The organism is Streptomyces sp. NPDC088194, assembly GCF_040702025.1.
GTDB lineage: Bacteria > Actinomycetota > Actinomycetes > Streptomycetales > Streptomycetaceae > Actinacidiphila.
In genome coordinates, this window is record NZ_JBFBIV010000083.1 from 1 (window position 1) to 18,734 (window position 18,734).

Genomic DNA, 18,734 nt, shown 5'->3' on the forward strand with positions numbered 1-18,734 from the left:
ACTACGAGGACAACCCTCCGCCTTGCGATCGCACGCACCAGACGCCACGGGCCCCGCCCTTTGGGCGGACGGCGCTACTTCCAAAACACGGCCTAGGATCGGGGGATGGATCTACGGTGGCCGCGCGGGCAGAAGTGGTTCGCGGCGGTGGGGGCGTTCGCCGTCGTCGCGGTGGGCGGCATCGTCGCGGGTACGGCGACGGCCGGCGGCGCGAGCGGGTCGGTGCACCGTACGGACGCGATGCTGACCGGCGCCGGGGGAGTGCGGCTGGACACCTCGTACTTCACCGACGGCGGCACCCGGCGCCGGCCCGCGGTGCTGCTCGCGCACGGCTTCGGCGGCACCAAGGACGACGTGCGCGGCCAGGCCGAGGCGCTGGCGAAGCACGGCTACGCGGTGCTGACCTGGTCCGCGCGCGGCTTCGGCGCTTCCGGCGGCCGGATCGGACTCAACGCGAAGGACGGCGAGGTCGCCGACGTCGGCCGGCTCGTCGACTGGCTCGCCACCCGCCCCGACGTGCAGCTCGACGCTCCCGGCGACCCCCGGGTCGGCATCTCCGGCATCTCCTACGGCGGCGCGGTCTCGCTGCTCGCGGCGGGCGACGATCCGCGGATCGACGCGATCGCGCCCCGCGAGACGTACTGGGACTTCGCGGACGCGCTGCTGCCCGACGGCGTGTACAAGAAGATGTGGAGCGGCATCCTCTTCTCCGGTGGCACCCCGGCGGGCATCGGCGCCACGACCGGTCAGGCGTCGCCCCCCACCGGCGGCGGGTCCGGGTCGGCCCCCGGCGACGCGCCGGCCCCGGCCGCCTCGGACGCCCCCGCAGCGTCCACCGGCTCCGCGCCTGCCAGTTCCGCGCCGACCGGCGCCGCTCCCACCGCCGGCTCCGCGCCGACCGGCTCCGGGCCCACCGCCGGCGCTGCCCCGCCCGACAGCGCCTCGGCCGACCCGGTCTGCGGCCGGTTCGAGCCGTCGATCTGCGATCTGTACAAGCGGGTCGCCACGAGCGGCCAGGCCACCGCCGCGGACCGCGCGCAGCTCGCCGCGCTGAGCCCGGCCACGGTCGGCAACCGGATCAAGGTGCCCACGCTGATCGTGCAGGGCCAGACCGACTCGCTGTTCACGCTCTCCCAGTCCGACGCCATGGCCAAGGCGATCAAGGCGAACGGCGCCCCGGTGTCCGTCGACTGGATCGCGGGCGGCCACGACGGCGGCAACACCGAGGACGCCCGGGTGAACGGCCGGGTCACCGCGTGGTTCGACCGCTACCTCAAGGGCGACAAGGGGGTCAGCACCGGCCCCTCCTTCCGCGTCACCCGCACCGGCGGCCTGAACGCGACCGACGGCAGCGTGGTGCTGCGCGGCGCGAGCGCGGACCGCTACCCGGGACTGGCCGGCACCGCCGCCCGGCGCGTGCCGCTGACCGGCTCGCCGCAGCAGATCACCAACCCGGCCGGCGGCTCGCCGCCCGCGATCTCCTCGGTGCCGGGATCGGGCGCGATCTCCCAACTCGCCCAGCTGGGGCAGAGCGTGGCCGTCGACTTCCCGGGCCAGTCGGCCCGCTTCGTGTCCGCGCCCCTGCGCCGTGCCACCACCCTCACCGGCGCCCCGACCGTCACCGTCAAGGTGTCCACCACCGCTCCCGAGGCCGTGCTGTTCGCGAAGCTCTACGACGTCGGCCCGGACGGCAAGCAGGTCCTGCCGGCCGGCCTGGCCACGCCGGTACGGGTGGCCGGGTCGCCGTCGGGCCGCACCGTACGGGTCGAACTCCCCGCGGTGGACCACGAGTTCGCGGCCGGGCACCGGCTGGCCGTGGTGCTGGCCAGTACCGACCTCGGCTACGCGACGCCCGCCGCGCCCGCGACCTACACCGTCGCGCTGGCCGGCTCCGCCGTCACCGTCCCCACCGACAGCGCGCTGGGCGCCGACGCGAACGCGCTGCCGTGGTGGACCTGGGTGCTGCCGCCGGTCGCGGTGCTGGTCGCGGTGGCGCTGCTGGTCACCGGCCGCCGCCGGGTCCGCCCCCGCCCGGCCGACCCGGCGCTGGCCGCGGTCCCGTTGCGGATCAGCGGGCTGAGCAAGCGGTACGCGAAGTCCGCGGACCGTTACGCGGTAAGGGAGTTGACCTTCCAGGTCGAGCCCGGCCAGGTGCTCGGCCTGCTCGGGCCGAACGGCGCGGGGAAGACCACCACGTTGCGGATGCTGATGGGCCTGATCCGGCCGGACGAGGGCGAGATCAGGGTGTTCGGGGAGGCGGTGCGGCCGGGCGCGCCGGTGCTCTCCCGGGTCGGTGCCTTCGTGGAGGGCGCCGGATTCCTGCCGCATCTGACCGGCCGTCAGAACCTCGACCTGTACTGGCAGGCGACCGGCCGCCCGGCCGAAGACGCCCATCTCGCCGAGGCGTTGCAGATCGCCGGGCTCGGCGACGCGCTCAAGCGCGCGGTGCGGACGTACTCCCAGGGCATGCGGCAGCGGCTGGCGATCGCGCAGGCCATGCTCGGGCTGCCGGACCTGCTGATCCTGGACGAACCCACCAACGGCCTCGATCCGCCGCAGATCCGCGAGATGCGCGAGGTGATGATCCGCTATGCCGCCACCGGCCGGACCGTCATCGTCTCCAGCCACCTGCTGGCGGAGGTCGAGCAGACCTGTACGCATCTGGTGGTCATGGACCGCGGGCGGCTGATCACCTCCGGCCCGGTGGCGGAGATCGTCGGCTCGACCGACACCGTACTGGTCGGCGTGGCGGGCGAGTTGGCGCCGGACCTGGTGGACAAGGCGGCCGCGCTGCCCGCGGTCGCCACCGCCGTGCCGGCCGAGGGCGGGCTGCTCGTCGTCATCGCGGACGGCTCGACGCCGGTCGAGCTGGTGGCCGAACTGGTCGGGCTCGGCGTGCCGGTGGCGCAGGTCGGCCCGCACCGCCGCCTGGAGGACGCCTTCCTGACCCTGATCGGAGGTTCGGCATGAGCACCGCGCCCGCCGCACCCGTGCCCGACCTGCCGGAGCCGCCGGACGACCCCGCGGTCTCCGGGGCCGTCACCGCGCCCGGTTACCGCCCCGGCCGTACGCTGCGGCTGCGGGTTGAGGCACGCCGGCAGTTGCGCAGGCGCCGCACGCTGGTGGTCGGCGCCCTGCTCGCTTTGCTGCCGTTCGTGCTGATGGCCGCGTTCGCGATCGGCGGCACCCCGAGCGACGGTGCCAACGGTCCCACGCTGATCGACACGGCCACCTCCTCCGGCGCCAACTTCGCGGCGACCTGCCTGTTCGTGTCGGCGGGCTTCGTGCTGGTGGTGCCGGTCGCGCTGTTCTGCGGTGACACGGTCGCGTCGGAGGCGGGCTGGTCGAGCCTGCGCTACCTGCTGGCCGCGCCCGTGCCGCGAGCCCGGCTGCTCGTGGTCAAGCTCACCGTCGCGCTCGGCTTCAGCGCGGTCGCGCTGGTCCTGCTGCCGCTGGTGGCACTCGTGGCGGGCACGGTGGCCTACGGCTGGGGCGACCTCGAACTCCCCACCGGGGGCGCGGTGCCGGCGGGCAGCGCCGTCGCGCGGCTGGCGATCGCGGTCGGGTACATCTTCGTCAGCCAGCTGGTCACGGCGGCGCTGGCGTTCTGGCTGTCCACGGTCACCGACGCACCGTTGGGCGCGGTGGGCGGCGCGGTCGGCCTGACCATCGTCGGCAACGTGCTGGACGCGGTGACCGCGCTGCACCGGTGGCGCGACATCCTGCCCGCGCACTGGCAGTTCGCGTGGCTCGACGCGATGCAGCCGGCCACCGAGTGGACCGGCATGATCGAGGGCACCTCGGTCTCGGTGTCGTACGCGGTGGTGCTCACCGCGCTGGCGTTCCGCGGGTTCCGTACGAAGGACATCGTGTCCTGACGGTGTGCCCCTGCGGGGCGGCTCCGTCGCGGAGTCGGTGGTGGGTCGGTGGCCGCGATCGGGCGGCGCATCGGCGTTGGTGGCCGCTGTGGGGTCACCGCCCGCGCGCTGCCGCACGCTCCCGGCCTCGTACTCCTGTGACGGCTGCGCAGTAGTGAGTCTGACGTTGCGTCGGGTCGGCATGGCATGGTCATGGCGTCGTAAAATTATCGGCCGTTCGGGTAAAACGACGGATGGCCAACGGCGAACTCCCTTGTCCTGGGCATGATCTATCGGTGTGACCACCGCGGCCGTCTCCGTGACGGCCGCACCTCATGCCAGAAGAGCCCTCCACACAAGGAGAGTCCATGCGCACACCTCGCCCGCGGCCGCGCGCCGTGGTCGCCGCGGCAGGAGCCACCGCCCTGACCGCCGCCGCCTTGATGGCGGCCCCGCTCACCGGTGCGGCGACGGCGGCGGCCGGCCACGCCGCGCCCGCGGTGAAGCCGGTGCCCGCCGTCGTCGGACATGAGCTGGTCAAGGGGGCGGGCAGCCCGCTGACCATCGCCCAGTGCCAGGCCGAGTGGGGCATCAACTGCTACACGCCCACGCAGTACCGGCAGGCGTACGACCTCAACCCGCTCTACCGCGCGGGCGTGACGGGCAAGGGCCGGACGATCGTGATCGTCGACTCCTTCGGCTCGCCGACGATCCAGCACGACCTGGACGTCTACAGCAAGCAGTTCGGGATGCCCAGCACCACGGTGCAGGTCGTCAAGTGGGGCGACGTGCCGCCCTTCGACCCGACCAACCCCGACCACACCGGCTGGGCCGGCGAGACCACGCTGGACGTGGAGATGGCGCACGCGATCGCCCCGGCCGCGCACATCGTGCTGCTGGAGACCGGCGTCGCCGAGACCGAGGGCGTCACCGGCCTGCCCGAGATGATGGACGGCGAGAAGGCGCTGATCGACCAGGGCGTCGGCGACGTCATCACCCAGAGCTTCGGGGCCACCGAGAACACCTTCCCGGGCTTCGACAAGGGCGACTTCTCCAGCATCCAGAACCTGCGCTACGCCTTCAAGGACGCGGCGCGGCGCGGCGTGACGGTGCTCGGCTCCTCCGGCGACGGCGGCGCCACCGACGCGACCGAGGACGGCAGCTCCAACTACCCGTACCAGGTGAACTCCTGGCCGTCCTCCGACCCGCTGGTCACCTCCATCGGCGGCACCCAGCTCCACCTGGACGAGGCCGGCAACCGCACCGCGCCGGAGAGCGTGTACAACGACTACGGCGCCGGCGGCGGCGGCCAGTCGCACGTCTTCGCCCGGCCGTCGTACCAGAACGGCGTGCGGAACGTGGTCGGCGCGCAGCGCGGCACCCCGGACATCTCGATGTCCGCGGCGGTCGACGGCGGCGCCTGGGTGTACTCCAGCTACGACCCGACAGCCGTCGGCTGGGACGTCTACGGCGGCACCAGCGAGGCCAGCCCGCTCTTCTCCGGCATCGTGGCGCTCGCCGACCAGGTCGCCGGGCACCGGATCGGCGACATCCACACCGCGCTGTACGCCCTCGCCAAGGGCACCGGAAAGTTCGGCGGGGTGGTCGACGTCAAGGACGGCACGAACAACTCCTACGACGGCGTCACCGGTTACACCGCGGTGAAGGGCTACGACATGGCCACCGGCGTCGGCACCGTGGACGCGGCCCGGTTCGTCCCCGCGCTCGCCTTGCTCGGCCGCCTGCACTGAGGTGAGCCGTCCGCGTTGAGGTGAGCCGTCCGGGGCCGCCACCGCGTGCTCCCCTCGCGGGTGCGGTGGCGGCCTCCGGCATGCCGGGGCCGGGTGTCGGGCCGGGGGTGCGGGCGGGGCGCCCGGGTCGGGGCGCGGCCCGGTACGCGGGTCGGTCGGCGCGGTACAGGGGTCCGCGCCGGCCGGCCGGCGGTGCGCCGGAACCGGTCAACCGCATTATTTGTAAGGGCTCTTGACAGTTGGGTGGTCCAGACCAAACAGTATGGGTCAGCATTGGTCCAGACCAGCATGGCCCGCTGTGCTGGGACCCCCACATCGAAGGGAGCGCGGTCCATGACCGGACCCGTTCGCAGACCACTCCGCGCCCTGCTCACCGGACTCGCCGCCACCGCCGCCGCGGCCGGCCTGGCGCTGACCGGCGCCGGCGGCGCGCACGCCGCCACCCCGCAGGCCACCGCCGCCACCGCACTGCCCAGCCACGTCTTCGCCCCGTACTTCGAGGCGTACAACGGTGACAGCCTCTCCGGGCTGGCCACCGCCTCCGGCAACAAGTACCTGACGATGGCGTTCATCCAGACGCCCTCGGTCGGCTCCTGCACGCCGTACTGGAACGGCGACACCTCCCTGCCGATCGCCTCCTCCAGCTTCGGCAGCGACATCGCCGCCATCCAGGCGGCCGGCGGCGACGTCATCCCGTCCTTCGGCGGCTACGCGGCCGACGACGGCGGCACGGAGATCGCCGACAGCTGCACCGACGTCAGCTCCATCGCCGCCGCGTACGAGAAGGTCATCACCACCTACAACGTCAGCCGGATCGACCTCGACACCGAGGACAACTCGCTGACCAAGGCGGCCGGCATCGACCGCCGCAACAAGGCCGTCAAGATGGTGCAGGACTGGGCGGCGAGCAACGGCCGTACCGTGCAGTTCTCCTACACCCTGCCGACCACCACCCAGGGCCTGACCACCGGCACCGCCGGCGACGGCTCCGGCCTGTCGGTGCTGCAGAACGCCGTCTCCAACGGCGTGAAGCTCGACGTCGTGAACCTGATGACGTTCGACTACTACGACGGTGCCACGCACAACATGGCCACCGACACCGAGACCGCCGCGCAGGCCCTGCACGACCAGCTCGCGCAGCTCTACCCGTCGAAGAGCGACGCGGACCTGTGGGCGATGATCGGCATCACCGAGATGCCCGGCATCGACGACTTCGGCGCCGCCGAGACCTTCACCACCGACAACGCCACCACCGTCTACAACTGGGCGGTCGGCAAGGGCATCAACACCCTGTCGTTCTGGGCGCTCCAGCGCGACAACGGCGGCTGCCCCGGCCAGGGCGGCTCGGACACCTGCTCCGGAGTCGCGCAGAGCACCTGGCAGTTCAGCCACACCTTCGAGCCGTTCAGCGGCGGTGGCAGCACCACCCCGCCGCCCGCGAACGACTTCTCGGTCGCGCTGACCCCGTCGGCCGGCTCCGTCGCCGCCGGGTCCTCGGCCACCTCCACGGTGAAAACCGCGGTCTCCGCCGGGTCCGCGCAGTCCGTCGCGCTGAGCGTCAGCGGCGCTCCGGCCGGCGTCACCGCGTCGGTCAGCCCCGGCTCGGTCACCGCCGGCGGCAGCGCCACCCTGTCGGTGGCCACCACCACCGCGGCGAAGGCGGGCACCTACACCCTGACCGTCACCGGCACCGCCGGCAGCACCACCCACACCGCCGCCTACACGCTGACCGTCACCGGTGGCAGCACCGGCGGCGGCTGCACCGCCGCGGCCTGGTCGTCCTCCGCGGTCTACGTCGGCGGCGACAAGGTCTCCTACGGCGGCCACACCTGGCTCGCCAAGTGGTGGACCACCGGCGAGACCCCCGGCACCACCGGCGAGTGGGGTGTGTGGCAGGACGAGGGCGCCTGCTGAGAACCCGCGCCGGCCGGGACCGAAGGCCCCTGGTCGCACGGAAGGTGACCAATGGCCGAACCGCTGGTGACGTCCAGGAAAACAGCCTGTGACCGGGCATATGACGGCTCCGGCCTCCGGTACGGTACGCCGTGGGCGGTGCCGCCCCGACGTCGAACAGCGGCCACCGATCCTCTAGAGTCTGACCGGATGTCTACGCGAATGTAGTCGATTCGGGACGGACCGGGCATCCCACGGGTATGCCCGGTCCGTCCGCACTTCCGGAAGACCGAAGACCAGAAGACCAGGGGACGGAAACCACCCATGAGCGCCATCGGCCTCGGCCAGGCCGCCATTCTCGGCATCGTGGAAGGACTGACCGAGTTCCTGCCGGTCTCCTCCACCGGCCACCTCAAGCTGGTTGAGGGCCTGATGAACATCCCCGTCGACGACGACGCGGTGGTCGGTTTCACCGCGGTCATCCAAGTCGGCGCCATCGCGGCGGTCTTCGTCTACTTCTTCCGGGACATCGCGCGGTTCGTCACCGCCTGGGTGCGCGGTCTGGCCCATCGCAGCGAGCGCGGCAACCACGACTACAAGTTCACCTGGTGGGTGATCTACTCCACCATCCCCATCGTCATCGTCGGGCTCGCCGCCAAACCGCTCATCGACGGGCCGCTCGGCTCCCTGTGGGTGGTGGCGTTCTCGCTGATCTTCGGCAGCGCGGTGATGTGGGCCGCCGAGCAGATGGCCCGGTTCAAGCGCGGCGAGGACCAGGTCACCGTGAAGGACGCGATGATCGTCGGCTGCTCGCAGATCCTCGCGCTGCTCTTCCCCGGCTTCTCCCGCTCCGGCGCCACGATCTCCACCGCCCTGATCCGGGACCTGGACCGGATGGCCGCCACCCGGCTGTCGTTCTTCCTCGGCCTGCCCGCACTCACCGGTGCCGGACTGTACGAACTCAAGGACGCCACCAGCGGCGGCGTCAGCACCTCCGCGCTCGCCGTCGGCACCCTCGTCTCCTTCGTGGTCGCCTACGCCTCCATCGCCTGGCTGCTGAGGTTCGTCGCCCGGCACTCCTTCAACTCCTTCGTGATCTACCGGGTGGTGATCGGCGTGGTGATCATCGGCCTGCTCGCGACCGGCACCGTCAATTCCTGACCACCCCCGACCGCGCGCCGGCGCCCGAACGCAAAAGACCTGGCCGACCCATCCCCCCACGGGTGGGTCGACCAGGCATCCGGGGGGCCGTTCCCCGGGCTTGCCGCGGTGGCGGCGACGCAGGTCAGGTCAACGTCGCCGCCACCGGGTCCCAGTCCTCCGGAAGCGTCGCCACCTCCGGAGCGCGGGATTCGAGTTCCACGAAGCCGTGCCGCTCCGCGGAATCCGTCACCGTGGCCATCAACTCCAGTACGTGCTGTGCCAGTTCGCCCGACGCACGGTGCGGCGCCCCGGTCCGGATACCGCGCGCCATGTCCAGCACGCCGATCCCGCGGCCCGCGGTCGTCCCCGCCACCGGCAGGTCCCGCCACTCCTCGTCGCCGAACGCCCGCACCTGGAGCGGCCCTTCGAACGTGTTCGGGTCCGGCAGCGACAACGTGCCCTCGGTGCCGGTGATCTCGATCATCCGCCGCGGCACCGACGAGTCGAAGCTGAACGTCGCCGACGTGCTCGGGCCCGACGCGAAGTCGAGCAACGCGTGCACATGCGTGGGCACTTCCACCGCGAACTCGGTGCCCGCCTTCGGCCCGGAACCGATCACCCGGTGCGAACGCGCCTGCCGCGCGCTCGCCGCGACCCGCTGCACCGGACCGAAGAGCGCCACCAGCGCGGTCAGGTAGTACGGACCGATGTCGAACAGCGGCCCGGCACCGTACTGGAAGAGGAACTCCGGGCTCGGGTGCCAGCTCTCCGGCCCCGGTCCCTGCGTCACCGCGACCACGCTGACCGGCTCGCCGATCAGCCCCGAGGCCAGCGCCCGGGCCGCCGACTGCAACCCCGCACCGAGGAACGTGTCCGGCGCGCTGCCCACCCGCAGGCCGCGCGACTGCGCCTGCGCGAGGATCTTCGCGCCGTCCGAGGGCTCCAGCGCCAGCGGCTTCTCGCCGTAGACGTGCTTGCCGGCCTCCAGCGCGGCCGAGGCGATCTCGGCGTGCGCGGCGGGGATCGTCAGGTTGATCACGATCTCCACCTCGGGGATCGCCAGCGCCGACGCCACGTCACCCGCGTGCGGCACCCCGTACGCCTCCGCCTGCACCCGGGCCCGGTCCACGTCCAGGTCCGCGACGGACAGCACCCGGACGTCCGGGAACGTGGACAGCGCCGTGAGGTACTGCGTGCTGATCACCCCCGCACCGACCAGCGCGACGCCGACCGGCCCGGAACCCGAACCGCTGGTCATGAAAGCCCCTCCTCCAGCGCCGTCAGGTAGGCGCGGCTCTCCGCGACGGCCTCGAAGATGTCCGTGGCGCACTCGTCCAGCTCCACGATCCGCTGCGCGTCCGGCGCCGCCGCCAGGATCGCCGGCACATCGATCACGCCCTTGCCGACCGCGGTGTGCGGCTGCTCCTTCACCCCGGGACCGTCCTTGACGTGCAAGGACAGCACCCGGTCGCCCAACGCCCCCAGCAGCGCGGGCACATCGGCGCCGCCGACCTGCGCCCAGTACGTGTCGACCTCCAGGAACACCTCGGGCGCCAGCTCGTCCGCCAGCACCTCCAGCGCGGTGCGGCCCTCGAACCGCGGCTCGATCTCCCACCAGTGGTTGTGGTAGCCGATCCGGATGCCGCGCTCGGCGGCCTTGGCGGCGAAGCCGTTGAGCAGGTCCGCGGTGCGGCGCAGCCCGTCGGCGGTGGTGAACTCCTCGTGCCCGATGCCGCCCGGGATGATCGCCAGGTCGGTGCCGACGGTGGCGACCGCGTCGAAGACCTCGCCCGCGTCCTTGTCGAACAGCGCGTAGGCGTGGGTGCTGGACACGCCGATGCCCAGGTCGTCGGCGAGCTTGCGGAAACCGGCCGGGTCGGCGGTCGGGTCGTACGTCTCCACCGAGCGGTAGCCGATCTCGGCGAGCCGGGTCAGCGTGCCGTCGCGGTCGGCGGCGATCTGGTCCCGGAGGGTGTAGAGCTGAATGCTCAAGGGTTTGGCCATCGAAGCGAAGCCTCCTGGAAGTACAGCGGCGAATGCGGGTGCGGGTGCGGGTTCTGGTGCGGGTACGGGAAAGCGGTGGGGCCGGCGCGGGCCGCCCGGTCGGCGCGCGGGACGGGCGTCACCCGACGATCAGCGGGCGCAGCGTGCGGTGGGCGATCTCCAGGCCGCGGGTGACCCGCTCCACGTCGCCGCTCCACACGGGGTCCTCGTGCTCGACGGAGAGCACCCCGGTGAAGCCGCCCTCGTAGAAGGTGTCCACCAGCCGGCGCCAGTCCACGTCGCCCAGGCCCGGGACCCGGTAGCGCCACCAGCCGCTGTCCCAGCCGTCGGTGCGCTCCACGGTGCGGCCGAAGAACCCGAACCGGTCCCGGGCCCGCGGGTCGAGCTGCGCGTCCTTGGCCTGCGCGTGCGGGATGCGGTCCAGATACGGCTTGAGGGCGGTGACCGGGTCGATGCCGAGCCACAGCAGGTGCGAGGGGTCGTAGTTGAGGTAGAAGCCGAGGTCGAACATCCACTCCCACAGCTCGGGGGAGTAGGCGAGGTTGCCCGGGTAGCCGTCGGGGTGCCACCCCTCCATCACGCAGTTCTCGATGATGATCTTCACCCCGCGCTCGCCCGCGTACTCCACCAGCGCGGGCAGTTCGCGCTCGGCCTGCGCGAGGTTCTCCTTCACCGACAGGCCCGGGTGGCGGCCGATGAAGGTACCGACGTACTCCACGCCGAGCAGCGCGGCCGCGTCCACGTTGGCCCGTACGTGGGCGGCGATCTCGGCGCGGCGCTCGCGGTCGGGGTGCAGGTTGTTCTCGTAGTACGCCAGCGCCGACAGCGTCAGGGAGTGCTGCTCGAACAGCCCGCGGACCGAGTCCGCCTCGGCCTTGCCGAAGTCCACCACGTCGATGTGGCTCGCCTCGAAGTCGCGCGACCCGGTGGACGGCCAGGTGGCGACCTCCAGCGCGTCGTAGTCGTGGGCGGCGGCCCAGCCGGCGATCTCGGCGAGCGGGAGCTGCGGAAGGCAGGCGGTGAGGAAGCCCAGCTTCATCTCAGGAGACCTCTTTCCAGGTCCGGTCGGCCGCCGAGCCGAGTACGGCCTCGGTCAGGCGCACCATGCGGGCGGCGTCGGCGAAGGTGGCGAAGGGCGTGGGGCGGGCGGTGTCGGCGGCGGGTACGGGAGAGCGCTCTCCAGTGTGCCTGGTGTTCGGCTGGTTCGGGTCGCCGGGGGTGGATTCCGTGCCCGGGAGAGCGCTTTCCGCCGTTCCTGAAGGAGTCGTGCCGGGCGCCGCGCCGTGGTTCGGGGGAGCGCTCTCCGAGGCGGGCGCGTCGGCCGCGCGGGCGGCGGCGTGCACGTCGCGGACGAACGCGGCGAAGCAGTCGAGGTAGCCCATCGGGTGTCCGCCGGGCACCACCGACAGCCGGGCCGCCTCGGGGGAGAGGGTGGCGGGGTCGCGCAGCACCGTGGCGTTCTCGCCGCGGCTGCCGACGAAGAGCGACTCGGGCGCCTCCTGGTCGAAGGCGAGCGAGGTGCGGCTGCCGTCCACCTCGAACCACAGCCGGTTCTTGCGGCCGGGCGAGATCTGCGAGACGGTCACCGACCCGCTCGCGCCGAGGTCGGTGCGGAAGAGCAGCTGCACCACGTCCTCGGTGGCGGGACGGCCGCCGGTGCGCGGCACCGTCTGGGAGAGCGCGGTCAGTTCGGCGATCCGGTGCCCGGTCACCCACTCCACCAGGTCGCACCAGTGCGAGCCGATGTCGGCGAACGCCCGCGACGGCCCGCCGGCCACCGCGTCCACCCGCCAGTTGGTGTCGTCCGGCAGCGACAGCCAGTCCTGGAGGTAGTGCCCGTGCACCAGCCGTACCTCCCCGGCCCGGCCGTCGAGCACCCGCGCGCGGGCCTCCGCGGCCATCGGGTGGTAGCGGTAGACGAACGGTACGGCCGCCACCTTGCCGCTGCGCGCGGCCAGCGCCGCCAGCGCGTCGGCGGTGGCCGAGGAGGTGGTCAGCGGCTTCTCGCACACCACGTGCTTGCCCGCGCGCAGGGCCAGTTCGGCCAGCCGGGCGTGCACGTCGTTCGGCGTGCAGATGTGCACCACGTCCACGTCGTCGCTGGTGACCAGCTCCTCGGACGAGTCGAAGGCCCGATCCACGCCGAGCGCGGCGGCGGCCTCCTTCGCCCGGGCCGGCGTGGAGGAGCTGACGCCGACCACCGGGGCGCCGCTGCGGCGCACGGCGTCCAGATGGACCCGGCCGATCATGCCGGTGCCGGCGATCGCCGTTCGCAGCGCGGGCGTGCCGGTCGCGCCGGGCGTACCCGGCGGGTTCTTTGCATTGGGCCCCGAGAGTGCCACCAAACTTCCCTCCATTTCGGCTCACGCAAGACGCTAGCCAGGGATGTTTCGGTTGACAATGGCAAAATTTACGCTAACTTCTGTCATAAATCGGCGGGCGGTCACGGGCGTGACGGCGGTCGCCGGGGTGACGGTCGGGTCGTTCGCCGGGCCGGTCGGGGCGCGCGAGAGTGCGGCGGGCCGGTCCCGGCGGGTGTGGGGCGCCGGGTGCCGTGCCGGGGGCGCTGCGGTGCCGGGTGTCCGGTTCGGCCGCGCCGGCGCGCCGACGTCGGTGCGTGCGGGGTCCGTTGTACGGGCGGGCGCGACCAACGGGCACGGGGTCCCGCCGTACGGTCCTGGCCCGGCGCCGGCGTCGGGCCGTACGGCGGGTACCGCACATCCGGCCGACCCGGGCAGGGACTGGCCGGGACCGTACGGCGCGCGCGAGGAGCGGCCCGGCCGGGGCGGCGACATCGATCGAGAGGGACAGGCGTACACGTGACCGCAGCAACCGACCGGCAGCTCACCTCGCTCAGCGAACTCGCCGGGCTCGTGGCGGGCGGAGCCACCCGCCGCAGCCAACTGGCCACCGCCACCGGCCTGTCCAGGGCCGCCGTCGCCCAGCGGGTGGACCTGCTGATCGACCGCGGCCTGCTGGTCGAGACCGGCACGCTGGCCACCGAGCGCGGGCGCCCGCCGCTGACCTTGCAACTCGCCTCGCGCACCGCCGTGGTGTGCGCGGTCGACCTCGGCGCCACCCACGGCACCGTCGCGATCTCCGAACTCGGCGGCACCGTGCTGGCGGAGGCCACCGAGGAACTCGACATCAACGACGGACCCGAGGCCGTACTGACCGCGCTCGACGCCCAGATCGGACGGATGCTCGCGGCCGCCGGGCACCCGGCCGAGCACGTCCGCGCGATCAGCATCGGCGTGCCAGGCCCGGTCGAGGCGAGCACCGGCACCGTGGTGCGCCCGCCGATCATGCGCGGCTGGGACGGCTACCGGGTGCCCGGGTTCTTCGCCGGCCGGCGCGGCGCCCCCGTCCTGGTGGACAACGACGTCAACATGATGGCGCTCGGCGAGTACGGCCACCGGCCCGCCGCCGCCCATCTGCTCTACGTCAAGGTCGGCACCGGGATCGGCTGCGGCATCGTCTCCGGCGGCGTCGTGCACCGCGGCGCCACCGGTGCGGCGGGCGACATCGGGCACATCGCGGTGCCCGGCCACGACGACGTGCTGTGCCACTGCGGCAACACCGGCTGCGTCGAGGCCGTCGCGTCCGGCGCCGCCGTCGCCGCCCGGCTGCGCGCGGCCGGCCTGCCCGCGGAGCACGCCGCCGACGTGGTGCGCCTCGTCGCCGAGGGCGACCCGCTGGCCCGCCGCCAGGTCCGGCTCGCCGCGCAGCGGATCGGCGACGTCCTCGCCTCGCTGGTCAGCTTCTACAACCCCGACACCATCGTGCTCGGCGGCTCGATCGCCTCCCTCCACGACGACCTGCTCGCGGACATCCGCGCCGCGGTCTACCGCCGGGCGCTGCCGCTGGCCACCCGGACCGTCGCCATCGAGACCACCGTGCTCGGCCGCCGCGCGGGCATCGAGGGCGCCCGCCGCCTCGCCGTCCAGCACCTGCTCTCCCCGGCGGGCATCGCCCGCTTCCTCGGCGCCTGACACTCCCGGTCCGCGCGGGATTCCGCCGCCCCGGACGGCGGTTCGGGCCGCGCGGGCGGCCGTGCGCTACGGAATTGCGCCGCGCGGCCCGCCGGAAGTACGTTTCCGCAGGCCGCCGGCACCGATGATGCGGCGGTGCGGGCCTCGGGGGGGAGCGGCGACGGCGCCGCGTCACAACGGTGCGGCGCTTGAACGGCGTTCGGCCGTGGACATCAGTGGGGGGACTTCATGGGCGACCTGACGTCGCGGACGGCACGGGCTCGGGCAGGGAGACGGGCGGCGCGGGCGCGGATGGCGCGGCGATCGGCGGCAGGGGCGATCTGCCTGGCCGCGGTGGTGGCCGCGGCGACGGCCTGCGGGAGCGGCGAGGACAGCCCGGGTGGTGGCCGCGGCGCGAGCGGCGGCACTCCTCGCCCGTCCGGTACGGCGGCGGCGTCCGGTACGGCCGACCCAGCCGGTTCCCGGTCGGCGGACCGCATGCTCGGTCAGCGGCAGTTGGAGCAGGCGGCGGTGGGTCCGGCGGACCTGCCCGGATCGGGATGGAGTACCGACACCGTGTCCGGCCGGGGCCCGGACGGCGTCGAGATCAAACACACGATCCCCGACGTCACCCGGCTGCCCCGCGTGTCCCCGGCCGCGTGCGCACCGCTCGGCGGCATCGCCATGGGACCGGTGAGCACCACCCGCCAGCACCACGCCGTTCTGATCCAGGACGTCCTGCGGACGGGCAAGGGCCACGATTCGGTGGAGGACGCGCTGCTCGCCTACCGACCGGCCGACGCCCGCGGGGTGATGACCGACCTGCGCGCATCCCTCAAAGCCTGTGACTCCTTCCCCGAACGCGACGGTGACCGGTTCGCCGACCCCAAGCCGCGGGCCACGCCCTCCGTCGGTGACGACGCCGTGGAGTACGACCTCACCCGGATCGTGGCGAGCGTCGACGACAGCGGTGATCTCGACGGCGGCAAACCCGCCAAGGCGCCCTTCCGCTTCCTCGTCGTCCGCAGCGGAGCCACCATCGCGGTCTTCTCGAACCAGGGTTTTCCCGGTGACCACCCGGTGATCCCCGCCGAGGTCGTGAGCGCGCAGATCGCCAAGCTGGCGAAGGCCGGCTGAGCCACCGGGCGTTTTCCGCCACGGCGGAACGCGCCGGTGACCGTACGCCGTTCCCGTGACCTGCGAACCGGTCGCCGGTCGGCGCCGTCCGGAGCGCGGTTTTGCTGGAATCGGGGGCCTCGGGACGGCCGGACGGGCATGCTAATGGCATGAAGGTGAACGGTGACGCTCAGGAGGAAGTGACCGGCCGGGAGTGGCCGCGGCCGACCGCGCCACCGTCACCGGTCGCGGCCGGGCTGTCCGCGCCCGCGGACGTGGAGACCTGGAAGGCCCGCAAGGCGTATCCGTCGACGTTGTTCGCCGGCGGTCCGGTGTTCGGCGTCGCCCGTGAACTCCCCGAGGGCGGCTGGACGTTGCGGCCGGGGTTCGCCGGGCTGGCCCCGCAGGACGCACGCGACGCGCTCGGCGCGCACTTCCGGGCACGCGCCGAGCGGTGCGCGGCCGACGGCGACGAGACCGGCCGCGCCCAGTACACCGAGGCGGCCGAACGCCTCGACTGGGAACGCCTGGACGAGCTGACGGTGGCCGGCGCGCGCTACCGCGTGGTGCGGGCCGAGCGCTTCATCCGGATGGGCCCCGACGGCCCGGAGCCGCCGCGCGGCACCGACCCCGACCGTACGGACCCCGCGCAGCCGCCGCTCGATCCCGCGGCGGACCTGACCATCGCGTCCGGCGGCGAGGCGGGGCTGTCGCCCGGCGTGCTGCGGGTCGAACTCCTCACCGCCCTGCGGAAGAACGGCACGGTGCCGCGCGACGTGCGCGAGGACTCCCGGGCCGCCGCGCGCACCCACCCGGGCGGGGTGCTGCTCCCGGCCACGTTCATGGCGGCCGAACGCGAAGGGGGACGCTGGCGGCCGCAGTCCACCGGCACCGCCGCCACCCCGCGCGACGCCCGCGACGGACTGGCCGTGCAACTGCGGGTGATGGTGCCCTGGCAGCATGAACTCACCGACGAGGAGCACGAGTTCTACAAGCGCGCCGCCGACCACCTGGACACCGACCAGGTCGACGAACTCGACGTCGCCGGCCGGCACTTCCGGATCATCCGGGTGGAGCGGCTGATCCGGATCGGGCCGGACGGACCCGAGGGCCCGCGCCCCTCCGACGTCGACCCGGTCCCGCCGGCCATGGTCCAGGAGCGCCAACTGCGCGAGCAGGGACCGGTCCAGGACGAGGAGGACGGCGACGCCGAGGCGAGCACGAGGAAGTTCATGGCCCTCCTCGACGAGGAGCGGCGGCGCCGCGAGCACCTGCGCGAACGCCCCTGACTCCCTTACGGCACCGCGCTGTTCGGGTGCGCGCGCTCCCGCTCGCCGGTTCAGGCCGTGCGCTGGGGCGCCCGTTCCGCCCGGCCCGCGGACGCCGAGCGCCAGCGGTGGTGGGTCGCGTACGAACTCCACGGCCGCCAGCGGGCCGCGCCCGCCACGGCCGGCTCCAGCAGGACATCGGGGTCGCCCAAGGCCCGCATCCGTATGTAGCCCGCCGTCCAGGGGTGCACGCCCGGCAGTGCCAGCAGGGCCCGTTCGGCCTCGTCGCGGTCCGCGCCCGGGTCCAGTCGTACCGCGCCCGACGCCAGCGCACGGGAGACCGCGCGTACCGCGGCCCGCCGCTCGTCCGGCACGTCCACCGCCGCCAGGTCCGCGTCCGCCAGGTCGGCCGGGCGCGGGAAGAGCAGCGCCAGCCCGCCGCTCGGTGCGGGGAGCGACTGCCCGTAGCAGGAGGCGAGTCGGTCGGTGGCCCGCCGGGCGCGGGCGGCCGTCAGCCCTTCGGTCAGCACCGCGCGCACCGCCAGTTCCTCGGGGTCCGCCGCCCCCGGTGAGCGGATGCCCGGGCGCCGCGCCACCAGCGGGGCCAACTCCTCGTCAGCGCAGAGCCGTTCGGCGACCGCGTACGGGTCCGCGTCCAGATCGAACAGCCGCCGCATCCGCTGCGTCGCGGTCGTCAGGTCCCGCAGGTCCTCCAGGTGCAGCCGGCATGCCAACCAGCGTCCCGTGCCGGCCTGTTCGGACACCTCCGCGACGCCCGCGCCGTGCGGCAGCCGCAGGGTCCGGCGGTAGGTGCGGCCGTGCGTGCGGCCGTGGGTGCGGCCCGGCCCGGACGGGCCGGCGGCCTGGCCCACCACCTCCTCGACCCCCGTGACCGTGCGCGCCGCCAGGTAGTCGAAGACCTGCCCGCTGTCGTAGGCGCCCCGGTACGCCAGCCGCAGCGGCACCCCGGCCGCGCCGTCGGGCCCCAACTCGCCCTTCCGGCCACCGGAATTCGCCCGCGCCGAGCGCAACTGGGTCGGCGTGGACGCGTAGATCTCCCGCATCGTCTCGTTGAACTGCCGCACGCTGGCGAAGCCGGCGGCGAACGCGATGTCCGCGGCCCGCAGGGACGTGGTCTGCAGCAGCACCCGCGCGGTGTGGCCGCGCTGGGCCCTGGCCAGCGCGATCGGGCCGGCGCCGAGTTCCGCGTTGAGCTGGCGCTGGACCTGGCGGGCGCTGTACCCGAGCCGTGCGGCCAGGCCCGCGACGCCCTCCCGGTCCACCACGCCGTCGCCGATCAGCCGTACCGCCCGGCCGACCACGTCGGCACGCGCGTTCCAGTCCGCGGAGCCCGGCACGGCGTCCGGGCGGCACCGGCGGCACGCGCGGAAGCCCGCGGACTGGGCCGCCGCGGCCGTCGCGAAGAACGAGACGTTCTCCCGTTTCGGGGTGACCGCGGGGCAGCTCGGGCGGCAGTAGATGCCGGTGGTCGACACCGCGAAGAAGAAGAGGCCGTCGAACCGTGCGTCTCGGCTTCGGACGGCCTCGTAGTTGCCCTCTTCCGTCGCCATGGTTCCCAGTATCGCCTGCCGGCCGTCCTCCGGCTGGCGCATTTCGGACCCGGTGCTCCCCGTGCTGAGGGCACCCTGACCTGCGGGGCGGCCCGGCTCTGTCGGTTCCGGGACCTTACGCGGGCGGCGGCCTCGCGCGGTTCCCCGCGCCCCTGGATAC

Annotated in this window: 13 protein-coding genes; 8 read left to right on the forward strand and 5 right to left on the reverse strand. The window is 73.6% G+C overall.

Annotation, left to right across the window (positions count from 1 at the left end):
* The first annotated feature begins 105 nt into the window (after positions 1-105).
* From AB0399_RS32220 to AB0399_RS32240, 5 genes are all read left to right on the forward strand, one after another.
* Entirely contained in the window at positions 106-2,970 is a 2,865-nt protein-coding gene (locus tag AB0399_RS32220) for an alpha/beta fold hydrolase (RefSeq protein WP_366413734.1), read from the forward strand.
* On the forward strand, positions 2,967-3,878 hold the full coding sequence (locus tag AB0399_RS32225; protein WP_366413735.1) for an ABC transporter permease subunit: 912 nt from the start codon (positions 2,967-2,969) through the stop codon (positions 3,876-3,878). Before AB0399_RS32220 ends, AB0399_RS32225 begins: the two co-directional genes overlap by 4 nt.
* A 347-nt stretch (positions 3,879-4,225) precedes the next feature.
* Positions 4,226-5,608, forward strand: coding sequence for a S53 family peptidase (locus tag AB0399_RS32230; RefSeq protein ID WP_329371785.1), 1,383 nt, complete (start codon positions 4,226-4,228; stop codon positions 5,606-5,608).
* Between the two features lie 333 nt (positions 5,609-5,941).
* Positions 5,942-7,522: a chitinase gene (locus AB0399_RS32235; RefSeq protein WP_366413736.1), complete on the forward strand. Its 1,581-nt coding sequence runs from the start codon at positions 5,942-5,944 to the stop codon at positions 7,520-7,522.
* A gap of 303 nt (positions 7,523-7,825) precedes the next feature.
* On the forward strand, positions 7,826-8,662 hold the full coding sequence (locus tag AB0399_RS32240) for an undecaprenyl-diphosphate phosphatase (RefSeq protein WP_329371789.1): 837 nt from the start codon (positions 7,826-7,828) through the stop codon (positions 8,660-8,662).
* 124 nt (positions 8,663-8,786) lie between these two features.
* Here AB0399_RS32240 and AB0399_RS32245 read toward each other — a convergent pair whose 3' ends face one another.
* From AB0399_RS32245 to AB0399_RS32260, 4 genes are all read right to left on the reverse strand, one after another.
* On the reverse strand, positions 8,787-9,902 hold the full coding sequence (locus AB0399_RS32245) for a Gfo/Idh/MocA family oxidoreductase (protein ID WP_329371791.1): 1,116 nt from the start codon (positions 9,900-9,902) through the stop codon (positions 8,787-8,789).
* Positions 9,899-10,648: a sugar phosphate isomerase/epimerase gene (locus AB0399_RS32250; protein ID WP_328461308.1), complete on the reverse strand. Its 750-nt coding sequence runs from the start codon at positions 10,646-10,648 to the stop codon at positions 9,899-9,901. Before AB0399_RS32250 ends, AB0399_RS32245 begins: the two co-directional genes overlap by 4 nt.
* A 118-nt stretch (positions 10,649-10,766) precedes the next feature.
* Positions 10,767-11,687 (reverse strand): sugar phosphate isomerase/epimerase, encoded by a 921-nt coding sequence (locus AB0399_RS32255; protein ID WP_366413737.1) that lies wholly within the window; start codon positions 11,685-11,687, stop codon positions 10,767-10,769.
* A 1-nt stretch (position 11,688) separates the two neighbouring features.
* Positions 11,689-12,990: a Gfo/Idh/MocA family oxidoreductase gene (locus AB0399_RS32260; RefSeq protein WP_366413738.1), complete on the reverse strand. Its 1,302-nt coding sequence runs from the start codon at positions 12,988-12,990 to the stop codon at positions 11,689-11,691.
* A 477-nt stretch (positions 12,991-13,467) separates the two neighbouring features.
* Between AB0399_RS32260 and AB0399_RS32265 the strand changes: the two genes are divergently transcribed.
* The 3 genes from AB0399_RS32265 (at position 13,468) to AB0399_RS32275 (ending at position 17,024) form a co-directional block, all read left to right on the forward strand.
* A complete protein-coding gene (locus AB0399_RS32265; RefSeq protein ID WP_328461302.1) occupies positions 13,468-14,640 on the forward strand; it encodes an ROK family protein in 1,173 nt (390 codons plus the stop codon).
* Between the two features lie 291 nt (positions 14,641-14,931).
* Complete coding sequence (locus AB0399_RS32270) at positions 14,932-15,756, forward strand: hypothetical protein (protein ID WP_366413739.1); 825 nt, start codon at positions 14,932-14,934, stop codon at positions 15,754-15,756.
* Positions 15,757-15,905: 149 nt separating this feature from the next.
* Positions 15,906-17,024: a DUF5954 family protein gene (locus tag AB0399_RS32275; protein WP_366413740.1), complete on the forward strand. Its 1,119-nt coding sequence runs from the start codon at positions 15,906-15,908 to the stop codon at positions 17,022-17,024.
* A gap of 50 nt (positions 17,025-17,074) precedes the next feature.
* On the opposite strand, the gene AB0399_RS32280 is transcribed toward AB0399_RS32275, so the two are convergent.
* Positions 17,075-18,574, reverse strand: coding sequence for an AlkA N-terminal domain-containing protein (locus tag AB0399_RS32280; RefSeq protein ID WP_366413741.1), 1,500 nt, complete (start codon positions 18,572-18,574; stop codon positions 17,075-17,077).
* Between the last annotated feature and the right edge of the window lie 160 nt (positions 18,575-18,734).